Raw genomic sequence first — 15,396 nt, forward strand, 5'->3', positions numbered from 1 at the left:
TCCCCCCGTTCCTTGCAAACGGGAGGACAAAAGTAGGAGATTATTTTTGATCTATAAAGTCCTTTTCGAAAATATTTTAAAAAGTTTTTGAGCCATTTTTAGATAACTCTAGTTATCAACGGATTACGGTTTGAGTTCTGTCAGGCCCTACCGAAACTATCTTTATTGGAGTATTAGTTTTAGACTCAATAAACTCTATGTATTGCTTGAGTTGGTCTGGCATATCGCCATAAGATTTTACTTTGGTAAGATCTTTTCTCCAACCAGGTAACGTTTCATAGACCGGCTCTACTTCTTCATCGAGCAACTGAAATGGCATTTCCTGAGTAAGGGTTCCGTCTTTGAGCTTGTATGCCGTACACACTTTGATCTCGTCTAAAAAGGAAAGAACGTCTGCCTTCATCATAAAAAGTTGGGTCACTCCGTTAATCATGATGGCATAGTTGAGTGCCGGAATATCTAACCAGCCGCACCTACGTGGCCGACCGGTGGTGGCTCCGAACTCATTGCCTTCTTTTTGTATGGCAGCACCAGTACTATCGAACAACTCGGTAGGGAATGGCCCTCCTCCTACTCTCGTACAATAGGCTTTGAAGATACCGAACACCTCTCCAATGTTTTTGGGAGCTACTCCCAAACCCGTACAGGCTCCGGCTGTCATTGTATTGGAACTGGTTACATAGGGGTAGCTCCCAAAGTCGATGTCTAGCAACGATCCTTGCGCTCCTTCCGCCAGCACTGTCTGATTGGAGCGTATGCATTCGTTAATCTTATATTCTGAATTAACCAGAGTGAAGTTCTTCAGAAACTCTACTGCCTCAAAGAATGGTTTTTCTACCTGGTTGAGGTCATACTCAAAGTCATAATGCTGAAGTATTCTCTCGTGTTTATTGACGAGGTTTCTGTAGCGATCTTCGAAGCCAGGAGCCAGTATATCTCCAACTCTCAGTCCGTTTCGGGCAATTTTGTCCTGATATGAAGGCCCTATACCTTTTAAGGTTGAACCTATTTTATCTTTTCCTTTAGAATGCTCATAGGCAGCATCCAGCAATTTATGTGAGGGCAAAATGAGTTGAGTTTTCTTTGAGATAAAGAGGTTTTTGGTAAAGTCTATATTGAACTTGGCCAAACCTTCTATCTCTTTCTTAAAGATCACCGGGTCTAGCACGACTCCATTACCAATAATGTTGAGGATCTGCTCTCTGAATATACCTGATGGAATTTGATGCAAGACGTGTTTGTGGCCATCGAACTCTAGCGTGTGGCCTGCATTGGGCCCTCCCTGAAATCTTGCCACTACATTGTACTTTGGAGCAAGGTAATCTACAACCTTACCTTTTCCCTCGTCTCCCCATTGTAAGCCTAATAAGACGTCTACTTTCATTATTTATTTATTCTATCAGGAAATTAATTCGTTAACGGCCTGCTCTACTGAGTCGGCTATTTTAAAGATTGCTGTGAGCTTGGTAATTATTAACAGCTTTTTTACGTGTTCTGAAGGGTTTACAATAATGACTTCTCCTTCTTGATTTCTAAACTTAGTGAGCAACGTAATGAGTACACCGATACCACTACTGTTAATGTATTTCACCTTTTCTATATCTATTGCACACTGTACGAGCCCATTGTTAATGGCATCGTTGGCAGCATCGAGCAGACCTGACCCTACTTCTTCGCCAATTAAATTACCTTCTATTTGGAGTACAATGACTCCCTGGTTTTCGTAGCTCTTAAATGTCATGATTAGTCGATTTTGGCTTTTTTGGCCCTTGGTTTAGCGAAAAAGTACAGGGTATGATGCATGATGTCTATATCGAACATTTCTTCCAGGGTGTTTTTGATGTTTTGGATTCTTGGGTCGCAAAACTCAATAACTTCAGAAGAGTTCATCATGAGAATGTGGTCGTGCTGTTTAAAACCGTATGACTTTTCGTATTGGGCCATGTTTTTACCGAACTGGTGTTTGGTAACCAGATCGCATTCAACGAGCAGATCGAGTGTATTATATACAGTGGCCCGGGAAACTCTGTAGTTCTTGTTTTTCATACTGATGTACAGAGATTCAACATCGAAATGACCGTCTCTTGTATAAATTTCTTCGAGTATGGCGAATCGTTCGGGCGTTTTACGCAACGTCTTATTTTCCAGGTAGGCTGTAAATATCTGTTTTACCTGATCGAATACTTTTGGATTAAGCGCCATTACTCCGGGTTAGGGTGCAAATATAAAATAGTTTATGGAATAGCCGCAGCTAGATTTCATGAGTGGAATCGTAGCGCGTAACTCTCATCACACCAGTAACCTTTTCTAGTTTTCTTATGAGTTCATCGAGGTGCTTGGTGCTGTTTACGTATAACCGAATTTGCCCATCGAAAATTCCTGTCTCGGTGTCAATGCTGATGGACTGCATATTTACTTTAAGTTCGCCTGAGATAATATCGGTTACGTCTCTCATCAATCCTACCCTATCGGTACCTATGATGCGGAGCACTGCCAAGAAGGCATTTTGTTGTTGAGACATCCACTTGGCCTTTACAATGCGGTTGCCATGGCGTGAAAGTAGTTCGGGAGCATTGGGGCAAGTGGTACGATGGATTTTTATCCCTTCATTGACGGTGATAAACCCAAAGACATCGTCTCCCGGAATGGGGTTACAGCATTTGGCAAAGCGATAATCCAGCACATCCATATCTTCTCCTATAAGGAGTATGTCTTTACCGCCATGCTCGGCCTTTTTAATGTCGTCTGTAAACTCAAACTCTTCGGCCTTGACCTTAAGGGACTTTGTACGTTCTTTTTTAAAGTCTCTGAAGTTTTTTATTTGAGAGGGGTCAATTATTCCGCGGCCTACTTTATAATAAAAATCAATAATTGTTTTTTCATCGAAGTATGCCCTCAATTGGTTAACCACATCGCCATCGAAGGGTATCTTCATTTGCTTGAGCTTGCGCTGCACAATTTCCTTTCCGTCTATGGCTGCTTGTTTTTTTGCTTCTTTAAGGGTGTCTTTAATCTTGGATTTAGCCTTGGAGGTAACAACAAACCTCAACCAATCTTCATTGGGCTTTTGCTTGTTTGAGGTAAGTATTTCAATCTGATCTCCATTTTTTAACTGGTAATTGAGTGGTACCAGCTTGTTGTTAACTTTTGCTCCGAGGCATTTGGCCCCAATTTCGGTGTGTATATCAAAAGCAAAGTCCAGTGCGGTTGCGCCACTAGGCAGTATCTTGAGGTCTCCTTTAGGAGTAAATATGAAAACTTCTTCGTTGAAGAGGTTGGAGCGGAAGTCGTCCACAAATTCAATGGCATTGGTATCGTTTTGCTCCAACATATCTCTGACCTTCTGAATCCACATTTCCAGACCAGACTCATGAGATGGACTCATTCCGTCTTTGTACTTCCAGTGAGCGGCATACCCCTTTTCTGCGATATCGTCCATACGTTGAGTTCTAATCTGTACTTCAACCCACTTACCGGTGCGGCTCATTACGGTAGTATGGAGCGATTCATACCCATTGGCCTTGGGGGTGCTTACCCAATCTCGTAGCCTGTCGGGGTTGGGTGTATAAAAATCTGTTACTATGGAATATACTTGCCAACAGGCCGACTTCTCCTGATCGTATGGCGTATCGAGAATTATGCGGACTGCAAACAGATCGTACACTTCTTCAAAAGGTATGCTCTGTTTTTTCATCTTATTCCAAATGGAGTAGATTGACTTTGGCCTGCCTTTCACCTCGTACTTTAGACCTGTCTTGTTGAGTTCGTCCAATATTGGGGCAATGAAGCCTTTAATAAAACGAGCTCTGGACGATTTGCTCTCGGCAATCTTTTCTACAATGTCCTGATATATCTCCGGTTCGGTGTATTTGAGCCAAAGATCTTCGAGCTCCGACTTAATGGCATATAGACCCAATCTGTGGGCTAAGGGGGCGTATAGATAAATAGTTTCAGAAATTATCTTGAGCTGCTTATGACGAGGCATGCTACCCAATGTGCGCATATTGTGTAGCCTATCGGCCAACTTCACCAAAATAACCCTAACATCTTCTGAAAGGGTAAGCAGCATTTTTCTAAAGTTTTCGGCCTGTTGAGAGCTACCATGATCGAACACTCCAGATATCTTGGTGAGACCATCGATAATTTTGGCCACTTTTGGACCGAAGGAGTTCTTTATTTCATCGAGCTCAATCTCGGTATCTTCTACCACATCGTGAAGAAGTGCCGCTATAATGGATGTAGTACCTAGACCAATCTCTTCAACGCAGATTTCGGCTACTGCCAGTGGATGAAAGATATATGGCTCTCCTGATTTTCTGCGCATCTCTTTGTGCGCATCCAGCGACAAATTGAAAGCCTTCTTAATGAGTTTGGCATCATTATCTTTCAGAAAGGGCTTGGCCTTTCTAAGCAGTCTTCTATACCTTCTAAGAATCTCTTTTCGTTCCGCTTCAACATCAACTGCAATCATAAAGTAAAGTTAGCTAGAAGTAAGGTTATAAGTGTTAAAAAAATATGCAAACAATTTATTGACTTCAAAAGGAATTCCTATACCTTTGCAATCCATTTCGAAACAGCCAGCGGATGTGGCGAAATTGGTAGACGCACTAGACTTAGGATCTAGCGCCTCCGGGCATGGGGGTTCGAGTCCCTCCATCCGCACAAATTGAACCCTCGGTCGAAAGATTTGAGGGTTTTTATTTATTGACAAAAACAGTAAAGCATTGGACATTACTTTAGACAAAAAAGATTCGAATGTCGCTTCTATTAAAGTTAAATTAAACGAAGCTGATTATCAATCGAAAGTAAACGAAAAGATCAAGGACTATAGCAAAAAAGCCCAGATCAAAGGTTTCAGACAGGGCAAGGTTCCACAGGGTCTTATCAAGAAAATGTACGGCAAGTCTATTTTGGTTGATGAAATCAACCATATGGTAGGTCATGCTATCCAAGACTACATTAGAGATAATGAGCTTAAAATTTTGGGAGAGCCAATTCCCAACCAGCAGCAAATTGAATCGGTAGACTGGGACAATCAGGTGGACTTTGAGTTCGAGTACAACATTGGTCTTGTTGACGACTTTAAAGTAGACCTAACAAAAAAGGTAAAAGTAACCGAGTACGAGATTGACGTAAACGACAAGGTTATTGACCAAACCATTGACGATGTCAGAAGTCAGTTTGGAAAAATGACTAACCCGGAAGTGAGCGAAGAAGGAGATTTGCTTTATGGCACCCTAACTCAAGAAGGCACGGACTTTAGCCATGACACTACTTTCGATCCTTCTGTACTTACCAAAACCAATGCTAAGAAGTTTGTAGGCAAAAAGAAGGGCGATGTGATTGCTCTCGATTTGGGCAAACTTTTCAAAGAGAAAAGTCAGCAAGCCGCTCATTTAGGAAAAACACCTGATGAAATCGAAGGCATGGACCTAAACTTCAGTTTTGAAGTTAAGAATGTAAACCGAAGAGAATTGGCTGAGGTGAATCAGGAGTTATTCGACAAAACCTTCGGCCCGGATACTGTTTCGAACGAGGAAGAATTCAGAGCTAAAGTAGCCGATACTATATCTGAAAATTACTCAAGAGAAACCACGGCTTGGTTAAATAAAACCATTCAGGACGAGCTAATTAAGAATACCAAGATTGCCCTTCCCGATGGGTTCCTTAAAGATTGGTTGAAGCTTTCTAGTGAAGGCAAAGTGACCGATGCTGACCTGGAGAAAGAATATGACATTTATGCCGATCAGCTAAGATGGAACCTCATTTCAGGTCAGGTAGCAAAGGAGAACGAGATTAAGCCTGAGCATGAGGACATTAAAGCAGCCACGCAAAAAATGATTGAGGCTCAATTTAGAGGATCAGGATTAGGACAGCTGGCCGATCAGATGGATTCGTTTGTTGAGCACTACCTACAAGGCGAAAACGGTCAAAATTATATGAAAATGGCTGAGCAGGTGCAGGAAGAAAAGGTGCTCGAATTCATCAAAGAGAAGATCGAAATTAAGTCGAAAAAAGTTAGTCTGGACGAGTTCAAGGAAATCGTTAATAAGTAAGCGAACCTTTGGTACTTGCAAGATGTTAAATGAAAGTCCTTTCTCGGAAGGGCTTTTTTTTTAATTTTGTTCAGTTAAGGTGAATTAAACTAATGATCAACAAAGACGAATTCAGAAAATACGCTATTCATAATCAGGGAGTTCAGGGTTCTACATTCGATGCTTATACGAATTGGGTAGAGAACATGACTCGTTCGGTTATTGAAGAAAGACCGACCCGATTTGCAGAAATTGATGTTTTCTCCAGACTTATTATGGACAGAATCATCTTTTTAGGCATGGGGGTAGACGATAATATTGCGAACATTATTACAGCACAGTTGCTCTTTTTGGAGTCGGTAGATCCTCAAAGAGACATCACCATGTATATCAACAGCCCTGGTGGGTCTGTATATGCCGGCTTGGGCATGTATGACACCATGCAGTTTGTTAAGCCCGATGTGGCTACCATTTGTACCGGTATGGCTGCTTCTATGGCTGCAGTGCTAATGAGTGCCGGAGCGGAAGGCAAAAGAGCCGCTTTACCTCACTCAAGAATAATGATTCACCAGCCAAGTGGCGGTATGCAGGGGCAGTCCAGAGACATGGAAATTACCCTAAAGCAGATGCAGGAACTACGAAAGGACTTGTACGACATTTTATCAAAACACACTGGCCAGCCTTACGAGAAAATTGAGCAAGACTCTGATAGAGATTATTGGATGCGTGCGGCTGAAGCTAAAGAGTATGGTCTTATTGACGAGGTACTCTCAAGAAAATAAAAGATTATGGCAGAGGTTACTTGTTCGTTTTGCGGACGCAACAAAAAAGATGTTGACTTGATGATATCGGGTATTCATGCCCATATATGTAATCACTGTATTACTCAAGCCAACCAGATTCTTTCGGAAGAACTTAAAACGAAGTCTTCTGAAGACTCTCCTAAATTCAACCTAATTAAACCGGTTGAAATGAAGAAGTATCTTGACCAGTATGTGGTAGGTCAGGATGAAGCCAAGAAGGTAATCTCTGTAGCTGTTTATAATCACTATAAGCGGCTTATTCAAAAATCTAACGATGATGATGTTGTGATTGAAAAGTCCAACATCATCATGGTTGGTGAAACAGGTACGGGCAAGACTTACATTGCTAAAACGCTGGCCAAAATACTTCAGGTTCCTTTTTGCATAGCTGATGCTACAGTTCTTACTGAAGCTGGTTATGTTGGAGAGGATGTTGAAAGTATTCTCACCAGACTTCTCCAGGCGGCCAACTATGATGTTGAGTCTGCCGAACGAGGAATCATCTATATTGATGAGATTGATAAAATAGCCCGCAAATCGGATAATCCATCCATTACGCGCGATGTTAGCGGTGAAGGTGTTCAGCAGGCACTTTTAAAGCTTTTAGAGGGAACGGCCGTAAATGTCCCCCCTCAGGGAGGAAGAAAACACCCTGATCAGAAAATGATCTCGGTAAATACAGACAACATTTTGTTTATCTGTGGTGGTGCTTTTGATGGTATTTCGCGACACATTGCCAACAGATTGAACACTCAGCCTCTGGGCTTTGCTGTAGGTAAGGATGAACAGATGCAGGTTGATCGCGACAACCTTCACCAATATGTAAATGCTCAAGACCTTAAAAACTTTGGTCTGATTCCGGAGTTGATCGGTAGGCTTCCTATTGTCACTCACCTGAATCCTCTGGATCCGGAGATTCTCAAAAATATTCTAACAGCTCCTAAGAACGCTCTGATAAAGCAGTACACCAAGCTTTTTGATATGGAAGAAAAAAAGCTGGTGTTCGAAGAAAGTGCGCTTGACTATATAGTCGAAAAAGCGTTGGAGTTCAAGCTTGGTGCCAGGGGGCTTCGCTCTATCTGTGAGGCAATTATGACCGATGCTATGTTTGAGTTGCCCTCTGACCCTGAAACACAGGAGCTGGTTATTGACAAAAAATACGCAAGAGAGAAGTTCGAGAAGTCTAAGTTCAAGAAACTTAAGGTGGCGTAAGAAGTCGAACGAGGTTTAACCCAATCTATTTCAGGTTTCTTTTGCCGATCGACTCTTATTCCCCGAAGTACTCTACAAAGTTTCTTGGGGTCTCGTAGAGCTTTAACGAATGAAGCTTGCCGTGTGGAGTAATGGCATCTACCTTGGGTGCCAAAATTTTCCATATCTCCATCACTAATATCTCACAGCTCGCCATTTTACCTCTCATAAAATCTACATCGAGGTTGAGGTTTTTATGATCGAGCTTATCGATCACCTCAGCTTTAATAAGCTCAGAAAGTTGTTTTAAATCCACTACAAAACCGGTTTCCGGATCTGGCATACCCTTTACAGTGGTGATTAACTCAAAATTATGGCCATGCCAGTTGGCATTGGCACAGGGACCAAAAACCTCCTGATTCTTTTCATCGCTCCAATTGGGATTATACAACTTGTGTGCAGCGGTGAAATGTTCTTTTCTACTGACGTAAACCATACTTTCTAAAATTGGCTGCAAATATAAGTGTTTTCTGAGCAAGGGACATGTCTAATCGGAAAGATTACTACCTACCAGGGTAACTCAATATCCTGACCTGTAAATAGATGCGATCTGGACACAAAGGCTGTTTGGGCTTGCTCTACGCCTCTCTTCCTTTTTTTCCTATCCACCAACTTTCTGAGCAAGGCCAATGGAGTAAGGATAAGGAGATATAAAAGGCTAAGCAAAACGGCTCCGTTAATTCTACCCAACAGGTGCCCAAGACCCAACCACAAGCTTGCCAGTGCGTGGGCTAGTTTGCCGGAAATGCTACACAAAACGGAAGTGGCTATAACCAGATATGTGATCCACTCCTTTTCAACAAAGTAGTTAATAACCAGCAGGCCGGCCACAAAGCCCAGAACCATAGCGTGGGGGTTCGTAGGTTTAGGCATTTTAAACATGGTCGTTTTCTTTAGTGATGTAAAAATTACCAACTGCCAGGCTGTCCATGTGAGTACTCAAAAAGCATTGATAGGCCTCTTGAGGAGTACAAACAATAGGTTCATTGTTTACATTAAAGCTTGTGTTTACTAAAAGCGAATGCCCGGTTTTTTCTTTAAACTTAAGCAATAGCTCATATAAAAGCCTGTTGGTTTCTTTATCTACCGTTTGTATTCTGCTGGAGTAGTCTACGTGTACAATACCGGGAAAGCTCGAATTTACCCATTGACACTTTTCTTTAATGGTAAGAGCCTCGTAGTTATGCGGTCTTGGCTTTCTCCATTGCTCGGCTATCTGGGCTACAATAGCCATATAAGGACTTGGCTGATTCAGGTTAAAGTAGTCTTGCAAGTCTTCTTCTAGGAGTATGACTGCAAAAGGCCTGAACGATTCTCTATACTTTATTTTTCTATTGAGCTGCTCCTGAATGCCCGGGTTGGCAGCATCGGCCAAAATAGACCGGGAGCCGAGTGCCCGAGCACCAAATTCCATTCTCCCCTGAAACCAGCCTACTACCCTACCTTGTATCAGGTCATCCACTACTCTATCTAAAAGTTCACCAGTCTGGTATGGCACTGTTGGACCGTCTACCGACCGCAAAACTGACGAAATTTCAGTGTTGGTAAACTGAGGCCCCAAAAATGAGATCTCATTTTTGAGGTAGCGTGTATCTTTTGCCACATGGCCTAACAAGCTGCTGACCAAAAAGCCGGCTCCCACGGCCGAGCCTGCATCGCCAACAGCGGGAGGCACATGAACACTTTTAAAAATTTCTTGCTCTATTATTTTCCCATTGACCACACAGTTGTACGCCACACCTCCTGCCAGACAAAGGTTCTCCTCTCCGGTTTCTAACTTTAAATGGCTAACCAACTTTAAAACAACCTGTTCAGTAAAGTTCTGTATGGCCAGGGCCAAATCGCAATGTTCTTGCCTGATTTGATCTGCACTATTTCTCATTGGCAGTCCAAACATCTGTTCCCATCGTTTCTGATGAATCATTCGGCTCCCCAACTGAAAGCAAAAGAACTCCATATTCAAGCGAATTGAACCGTCTGGAAACACCCTTACCAGATGTTTTTTGATGGTTTCTTCTGCTCTCTTATAGGTATAGCTTTCACTGTTGCCATAAGGGGCCAAGCCCATCATTTTATACTCTCCATCATTCACCTTAAACCCCAGGTATTGGGTAAATGCAGAATAGAGAAGGCCAAGGGAATGTGGGTAATGCTGCTCTTTTATAAGTTGAATAGCTCCATCTTGTATCCGGTATAAAGCAGTGGTAGTCCATTCACCCACACCATCGATTGTAAGCACAGCGGCATCTTTAAAGGGAGATGTGTAATAGGCCCAGGCCGCATGAGACAGGTGGTGTTCAACAAACTTAACAGTGGGCAGTTTTTTTGCTGTTTTGTCTATGGTTTTTAGTTTGTCTTTGAGATACTTTCTGAAAAAAACTTTTTGCTTTACCCACGCAGGCATGTAGCGAACAAAGGCCCATACTCCCTTAGGAGCTATATCGAAAAAGTTTTCCAGTACTCGCTCGAATTTCAATAATGGTTTTTCATAGAAAGCCACATGGTCTATCTGCTCCAGGCTCAAATGAGTGTATTCTAAACAGAACCGAATGGCATTGACCGGGAATGTGGAGTCATGCTTTAGCCTGGTAAATCGTTCTTCTTGAGCAGCTACCAGTATTTCTCCATCGTGAATAATACAGGCTGCCGAATCGTGATAAAGAGCTGAAACACCGAGCACATACATTGCGGATGGAATTAAAACATACTATATATGAATGGTGCTACAGCAGAACCTTCTACAAAAACAATCAATAGGCCTAGCAATACCAAAACGATGATTATGGGTGCCAGCCAAAGCCTTTTTCGGGTAGCCATAAACTGAAAGAGCTCTTTAATTTGGTTCATAGGGCTTCACTAACATTATTCAATGCGTATTAGCATCTTTGCCCAAGCTAGCAATAATTATCGTTTTGCAAATAGTTCTTTACATAGTCGTCAATTCCTTCTTCTAAAGGAGTAAATGGTCTTGTGAAGCCAATGGCTTTTAACTTATCCATATTGGCCTGGGTATAGTATTGATATTTATCTCTTATGTCTGCCGGGGTATCGATAAAAGACACTACAGGTTCTTTGTCCATGGCCTTAAATGTGGCATTTACGAGATCTAGAAAGGTTCTGGCCTCTCCACTCCCCAGGTTGTAAATGGCCGAGTCTTTTCGGTGATGCATGAGGAAGTAACATACTTCTACCACATCCTTAACGTACACAAAGTCGCGCATTTGACCACCGTCTTTGAAGTCCGGATTATGGGATCGGAACAATTTCATTTGGCCTGTATTTCCAATTTGATTGAATGCATGGAATATCACGGAGGCCATTCTGCCTTTGTGGTATTCGTTGGGACCATACACATTAAAAAACTTGAGCCCGGCCCAAAAGAGCGGCTGTTGTTCCTGTTTCAGCACCCATTTGTCGAACTCATTTTTAGAGATACCATAGGGATTTAGTGGGGCAAGATTTTCGATAACGGAATGATCATCATTATACCCATGCTCTCCACCACCATAAGTAGCGGCAGATGAGGCATAAACTAATGGAATCTGATACTCAATGCACTTATTCCACATCTGTTTGGAGTAGTTCAGGTTTAATTCATTGAGCAGTTCCATGTCGAACTCCGTAGTATCGGTTCGCGCTCCTAAATGAAAAACAAACTCAACCTGCTTATGATTTTGGTCTAACCAATGGAAGAATGAACCTCTCTCTACCTGCTGAGTTATTTTCTTTCCTTTCAGGTTTTTGTTCTTAGCGGGGGTGTCGAATTTATCGACTGCAATGATATTATTGAATCCTTCTTGATTGAGCTTGCTAATTAGACAGCTCCCTATAAACCCTGCGGCACCTGTTACAATGATCATTGTTGTTGTTTTGGTGCCAAAGATACCGGATAACTATGAAAAGGGGAATCAAAGCTTAGACTGACTTAACCAGTCTACCGAGTTTACCCTAAAAAGATGAGCCTTGTCTGCATTAAGAAGTGTAAGGATGTGTGAGTCGCCATCTATACTAATTTTCTCTACAGCGGTTATGGCTCCTTCCATTATAAAGCCTGAACCGAAAAGTGGCACTGCCTCAAACTCACCCTTTCCATTACCTCTCAAAAGAAGTGCGGTTTGCGCATCATAATTACCGGTAAATACCTCGGTGCCATAAGAATTACCGGCTAGTAGGATATCATGGTATCCGTCTTGATCGTAATCAAAAATGAGCATGTCGTTAACTCTTGTAAACTGTGCCTGAAGTGGCATTTCCTTCATTTGGAAGGTTCCATCGCCATTATTTATAAAGTATGAGCTCTGAAAATGTGTCGCCTTTACTTGATAAGCTCTTTCTAACACGGGTTGTGGTAAGACTTTATCTATAGTCGATTCAGCGTATTTAAGATTATTGGTAAACTTCTTCTTTATGGGAGGCATTTGCTGAGTAATTGTAGCCCGGTCGGCCAACGGATACTCCCTACCTTGATTGTAATAGGTAAGCACGGCATCGAGTGTTCCATTTCCGTCAAAATCACTGGCATATGCGCTCAATGGCTCTGTAGCAGATGCCTTATATCTGCTATTCAACCCTAGATTTCCTGCAATTATATCCATGTCACCATCTCCCTCAACATCGAGAACTTCTATGGTATTCCACCAACCCACGTAATCTTCCAGCCCGCTTATACTGGCTCTGGGTTTAATAATACCATTAGCCACTTCAAAGATCATTAGGGGCATAAACTCACCGGCCACCAGCAGCTCCTTTTTCTCATCGCCTAATAGATTTACCCATTTAGCGTCTTTTACCATCCCTACATTCTTAAGCGATGGTGCGTATGCATCAATCTTATCGATGAATTTGCCTTTCTCATTAATTAACAATTGACAAGTGCCTGGCTTTGGGTAATTCTGGGGTAGTGATCGGCCACCAATAAACAGGTCGAGGTCTCCGTCTCCGTCTACATCATTAGCTACCACCACACTGCCACTATAGTAAGCCAGCGGAAGACTTTCTTTGCTTCGCACGAAGTTGCCATTACCATCGTTTAAATAGAGTCTGTCGAGGTATCGTTCGTCTCCTACAGGAAATTCATTACTACCACTTACCACATATAAATCAAGATCACCGTCAGAATCTGCATCAAAGAACAAGGCTCCGGCATCTTCACTTTCTTTCTGATCTTCGATGAGGCGTTTTTCGAAAGTAGCTCCTTGTATTCCATGCTTTTGCAAGAAAATTGCAGCCGGCAGACCTGCCGATCCTCCAATGTAGAAATCTTCAAGGCCATCGTTGTTCACATCGCCCAATGCGGTAACAGGCCCTTCGGTCGATAGTTTGTGCGGCAGCATTGCTTCTCTTTTAAAGTCTACATAAGGAGACTCTTGATGAGTAAAGTCTATGCCTCTTTCTTCAGCTTTATCTACAAAGGCCTGGGCTACATTGGCTGAAGGCGCAGACTTCTTTATTTCTACTTTATTTTTCTCAACTGTTATTCGGGAGTTGATCTTAACATCACTAAGAACAGATTCCGAAAGGTCGGGCCAAATCACCTTAACTTCCTTTATTGAAGAGGACTCACCAAGGCCCAAATGAACGGTCGGGTCTACGCTGGATTGGAAGCCTCTGTAAGGGTTAACCTCGGCCATTAGTTCTTCTCCTGAATTAAGCGCAACTACCACTTTTGTTCCAATGGCCAATTGTTGGTTGCCGTCTATACTGAAGTCTATTTGCAGATAGTTCTTCTTAAACTTCTGAGAACTCATGTTTTCGTAAAGAAAAGACGGGTCGTTCAAGTTGTTTACCACCAAGTCCAAATCGCCATCATTGTCCAAGTCGCCATAGGCTGCTCCGGTAGAAAAGCTTGGCTGGGTTATGCCCCACTCTTCTGAAACATTGGAGAACTGAAGCCCATTCGTATTTCTAAAAGCATAGTTTAATACCTTCTCGCCCTTAAGGTCTTGCAGTGCTCCTATAAGCACCTGAGGATCAAAGACTCTGTTTCTCTTTCTGGTTTCATTAACTACATAATCTCTAAAATCAACATCCGTAACATCCTTTACATAGCCGTTAGTAATGTAAATATCTTTAAGACCATCATTGTCTAAGTCGGCAATAAGCGGACTCCAACTCCAGTCTGTTGTACTTATACCAGCCAGATAGCCTATTTCCTGAAACTTCTCCTTCCCTGTGTTCAGTTGCAGTGTGTTGCGCATGTATTGCGGCAGATAACCTCTTGCCAATAGCATCTGCTGCCGATCGTAGTTCATTCCGCTCAGGAGCTTTTTCTGTCTTCTGTTGTCTTCAGGAAGCATATCTACTTGTAACAAATCTGGTTTTCCATCATTGTTTACATCGGCCAGATCTATACCCATACCGAAGTTGCTGGTATGTTCAAAATATAGGTTTAAAGACTCTTTGAAGGTACCATCTTGTTGATTGATATACAGAAGGTCGTCATAGGCAAAATCATTGCTAACATAAATGTCTAACCAACCATCGTTATTAAAGTCTGAGGTGTGAATACCCAATCCATAGCCTTCATGTATTATCCCTGCTTGTGCAGACACTTCTTTAAAAATCTCGCCATCATTTCTGTATAACCTATCCTGGCTTACGGTATTGCCCGAGAGGTTCTTTGGCCGTATAACATTGGGGTCTTTATTGGGGTTATTCTCATAATTAAGAAGATAAGCATCTAAATCGCCATCTTGATCATAGTCGAAAAACACCGTATGCGTGGTCAGTGAAGTGTCGGCCAAACCAAAGCGCGCAGCTCCTTCCTCAAAAAGCATATCACCTTTATTTACATAAAGCTTGTTAGCGGCCTGCGCAGATTTTTTTATCCCCCCCACACTTAAATAAATATCTTGAAGGCCGTCATTGTTAATATCTACAATGCTCACTCCATGCACCCAAGGAATTACTCCTTGCAGAGGGAGTTCAAGCGGCTCAAATTGTAAATCACCTTTATTCACATATACTGTAGTAGGAACCATATTTCCGGCCATCACTACATCTTTAAGGCCATCGTTGTTTAGGTCGGCAATTGCAACACCTGAACCGTTGTAGATATATAGGAAAGTATAGGCGTTGATTGAATCTGATTCGGAAAGGATATTTTGAAAATTTAGTCCGGAGGAGCGCGTATCTATGGACTGAAAGATGGCATTTCTTCCACTTTTTTTGCCACAACCAATGCATACAACAACACTGATGGCAAGAACAAGACTTGTCAGATATCGATTATTCACAGCTTAGTTTAAGGTTGACACGGCAAAGCTGAACCTTGCCTAACAGACAACTTAAAAAAAGTTATGAACTCA

At 42.2% G+C, this 15,396-nt stretch carries 13 protein-coding genes and 1 tRNA gene; 4 read left to right on the forward strand and 10 right to left on the reverse strand.

The genetic code is table 11. The features are described from left to right. Positions 1-115: 115 nt before the first annotated feature. The 4 genes from B3O12_RS01930 to B3O12_RS01945 are packed head-to-tail and all read right to left on the reverse strand — an operon-like array spanning position 116 to position 4,471. Entirely contained in the window at positions 116-1,384 is a 1,269-nt protein-coding gene (locus B3O12_RS01930) for an adenylosuccinate synthase (protein WP_286755092.1), read from the reverse strand. A gap of 15 nt (positions 1,385-1,399) precedes the next feature. Continuing rightward, positions 1,400-1,741, reverse strand: coding sequence for an STAS domain-containing protein (locus tag B3O12_RS01935; protein ID WP_189631442.1), 342 nt, complete (start codon positions 1,739-1,741; stop codon positions 1,400-1,402). A 2-nt stretch (positions 1,742-1,743) separates the two neighbouring features. Beyond that, positions 1,744-2,202 carry a Fur family transcriptional regulator gene (locus B3O12_RS01940; RefSeq protein WP_189631443.1) on the reverse strand — a complete coding sequence of 153 codons (459 nt, stop codon included), beginning with the start codon at positions 2,200-2,202 and terminating at the stop codon, positions 1,744-1,746. A gap of 49 nt (positions 2,203-2,251) precedes the next feature. After that, the gene (locus B3O12_RS01945; protein WP_189631444.1) at positions 2,252-4,471 is read right to left on the reverse strand and encodes a RelA/SpoT family protein; all 2,220 of its coding nucleotides are present in this window, start codon (positions 4,469-4,471) and stop codon (positions 2,252-2,254) included. Positions 4,472-4,580: 109 nt separating this feature from the next. Here B3O12_RS01945 and B3O12_RS01950 point away from each other — a divergent pair. The 4 genes from B3O12_RS01950 to clpX all read left to right on the forward strand — a co-directional run bounded on the left by B3O12_RS01950 (position 4,581) and on the right by clpX (position 8,050). Then, positions 4,581-4,662: transfer RNA gene (locus tag B3O12_RS01950), tRNA-Leu, on the forward strand. A gap of 62 nt (positions 4,663-4,724) precedes the next feature. Further along, the gene (gene tig, locus B3O12_RS01955) at positions 4,725-6,056 is read left to right on the forward strand and encodes a trigger factor (RefSeq protein ID WP_189631445.1); all 1,332 of its coding nucleotides are present in this window, start codon (positions 4,725-4,727) and stop codon (positions 6,054-6,056) included. A gap of 92 nt (positions 6,057-6,148) precedes the next feature. Further along, positions 6,149-6,817: a ClpP family protease gene (locus B3O12_RS01960; RefSeq protein WP_189631446.1), complete on the forward strand. Its 669-nt coding sequence runs from the start codon at positions 6,149-6,151 to the stop codon at positions 6,815-6,817. A 6-nt stretch (positions 6,818-6,823) separates the two neighbouring features. Next, complete coding sequence (gene clpX / locus B3O12_RS01965; protein WP_189631447.1) at positions 6,824-8,050, forward strand: ATP-dependent Clp protease ATP-binding subunit ClpX; 1,227 nt, start codon at positions 6,824-6,826, stop codon at positions 8,048-8,050. A 55-nt stretch (positions 8,051-8,105) separates the two neighbouring features. Here the strand turns inward: clpX and B3O12_RS01970 are convergent, their stop codons facing one another. From B3O12_RS01970 to B3O12_RS01995, 6 genes are all read right to left on the reverse strand, one after another. Continuing rightward, positions 8,106-8,525 carry a 6-pyruvoyl trahydropterin synthase family protein gene (locus B3O12_RS01970; RefSeq protein WP_286755093.1) on the reverse strand — a complete coding sequence of 140 codons (420 nt, stop codon included), beginning with the start codon at positions 8,523-8,525 and terminating at the stop codon, positions 8,106-8,108. Positions 8,526-8,596: 71 nt separating this feature from the next. Beyond that, a complete protein-coding gene (locus B3O12_RS01975) occupies positions 8,597-8,962 on the reverse strand; it encodes an SxtJ family membrane protein (RefSeq protein WP_286755094.1) in 366 nt (121 codons plus the stop codon). Position 8,963: 1 nt separating this feature from the next. After that, on the reverse strand, positions 8,964-10,775 hold the full coding sequence (locus B3O12_RS01980; RefSeq protein WP_286755095.1) for a carbamoyltransferase family protein: 1,812 nt from the start codon (positions 10,773-10,775) through the stop codon (positions 8,964-8,966). Between the two features lie 11 nt (positions 10,776-10,786). Then, positions 10,787-10,936, reverse strand: coding sequence for a DUF5989 family protein (locus tag B3O12_RS01985; RefSeq protein ID WP_286755096.1), 150 nt, complete (start codon positions 10,934-10,936; stop codon positions 10,787-10,789). Positions 10,937-10,983: 47 nt separating this feature from the next. Then, the gene (rfaD, locus tag B3O12_RS01990) at positions 10,984-11,949 is read right to left on the reverse strand and encodes an ADP-glyceromanno-heptose 6-epimerase (protein ID WP_286755097.1); all 966 of its coding nucleotides are present in this window, start codon (positions 11,947-11,949) and stop codon (positions 10,984-10,986) included. Between the two features lie 48 nt (positions 11,950-11,997). Continuing rightward, a complete protein-coding gene (locus B3O12_RS01995; RefSeq protein WP_286755098.1) occupies positions 11,998-15,324 on the reverse strand; it encodes a CRTAC1 family protein in 3,327 nt (1,108 codons plus the stop codon). Positions 15,325-15,396 lie beyond the last annotated feature (72 nt).

The sequence above is a fragment of the Roseivirga sp. UBA838 genome, from assembly GCF_002296035.1.
GTDB classification, from domain to species: Bacteria; Bacteroidota; Bacteroidia; order Cytophagales; family Cyclobacteriaceae; genus Roseivirga; species Roseivirga thermotolerans.

What these genes read in the sequence shown, in the direction of transcription:
- B3O12_RS01985 (WP_286755096.1), bottom strand. Translation starts at nt 10,936, where the DNA reads ATGAACCAAATTAAAGAGCTCTTTCAGTTTATGGCTACCCGAAAAAGG.
- B3O12_RS01940 (WP_189631443.1), bottom strand. Translation starts at nt 2,202, where the DNA reads ATGGCGCTTAATCCAAAAGTATTCGATCAGGTAAAACAGATATTTACA.
- B3O12_RS01945 (WP_189631444.1), bottom strand. Translation starts at nt 4,471, where the DNA reads ATGATTGCAGTTGATGTTGAAGCGGAACGAAAAGAGATTCTTAGAAGG.
- rfaD (WP_286755097.1), bottom strand. Translation starts at nt 11,949, where the DNA reads ATGATCATTGTAACAGGTGCCGCAGGGTTTATAGGGAGCTGTCTAATT.
- B3O12_RS01935 (WP_189631442.1), bottom strand. Translation starts at nt 1,741, where the DNA reads ATGACATTTAAGAGCTACGAAAACCAGGGAGTCATTGTACTCCAAATA.
- B3O12_RS01975 (WP_286755094.1), bottom strand. Translation starts at nt 8,962, where the DNA reads ATGCCTAAACCTACGAACCCCCACGCTATGGTTCTGGGCTTTGTGGCC.
- B3O12_RS01970 (WP_286755093.1), bottom strand. Translation starts at nt 8,525, where the DNA reads ATGGTTTACGTCAGTAGAAAAGAACATTTCACCGCTGCACACAAGTTG.
- clpX (WP_189631447.1), top strand. Translation starts at nt 6,824, where the DNA reads ATGGCAGAGGTTACTTGTTCGTTTTGCGGACGCAACAAAAAAGATGTT.
- B3O12_RS01980 (WP_286755095.1), bottom strand. Translation starts at nt 10,775, where the DNA reads ATGTATGTGCTCGGTGTTTCAGCTCTTTATCACGATTCGGCAGCCTGT.
- B3O12_RS01960 (WP_189631446.1), top strand. Translation starts at nt 6,149, where the DNA reads ATGATCAACAAAGACGAATTCAGAAAATACGCTATTCATAATCAGGGA.
- B3O12_RS01930 (WP_286755092.1), bottom strand. Translation starts at nt 1,384, where the DNA reads ATGAAAGTAGACGTCTTATTAGGCTTACAATGGGGAGACGAGGGAAAA.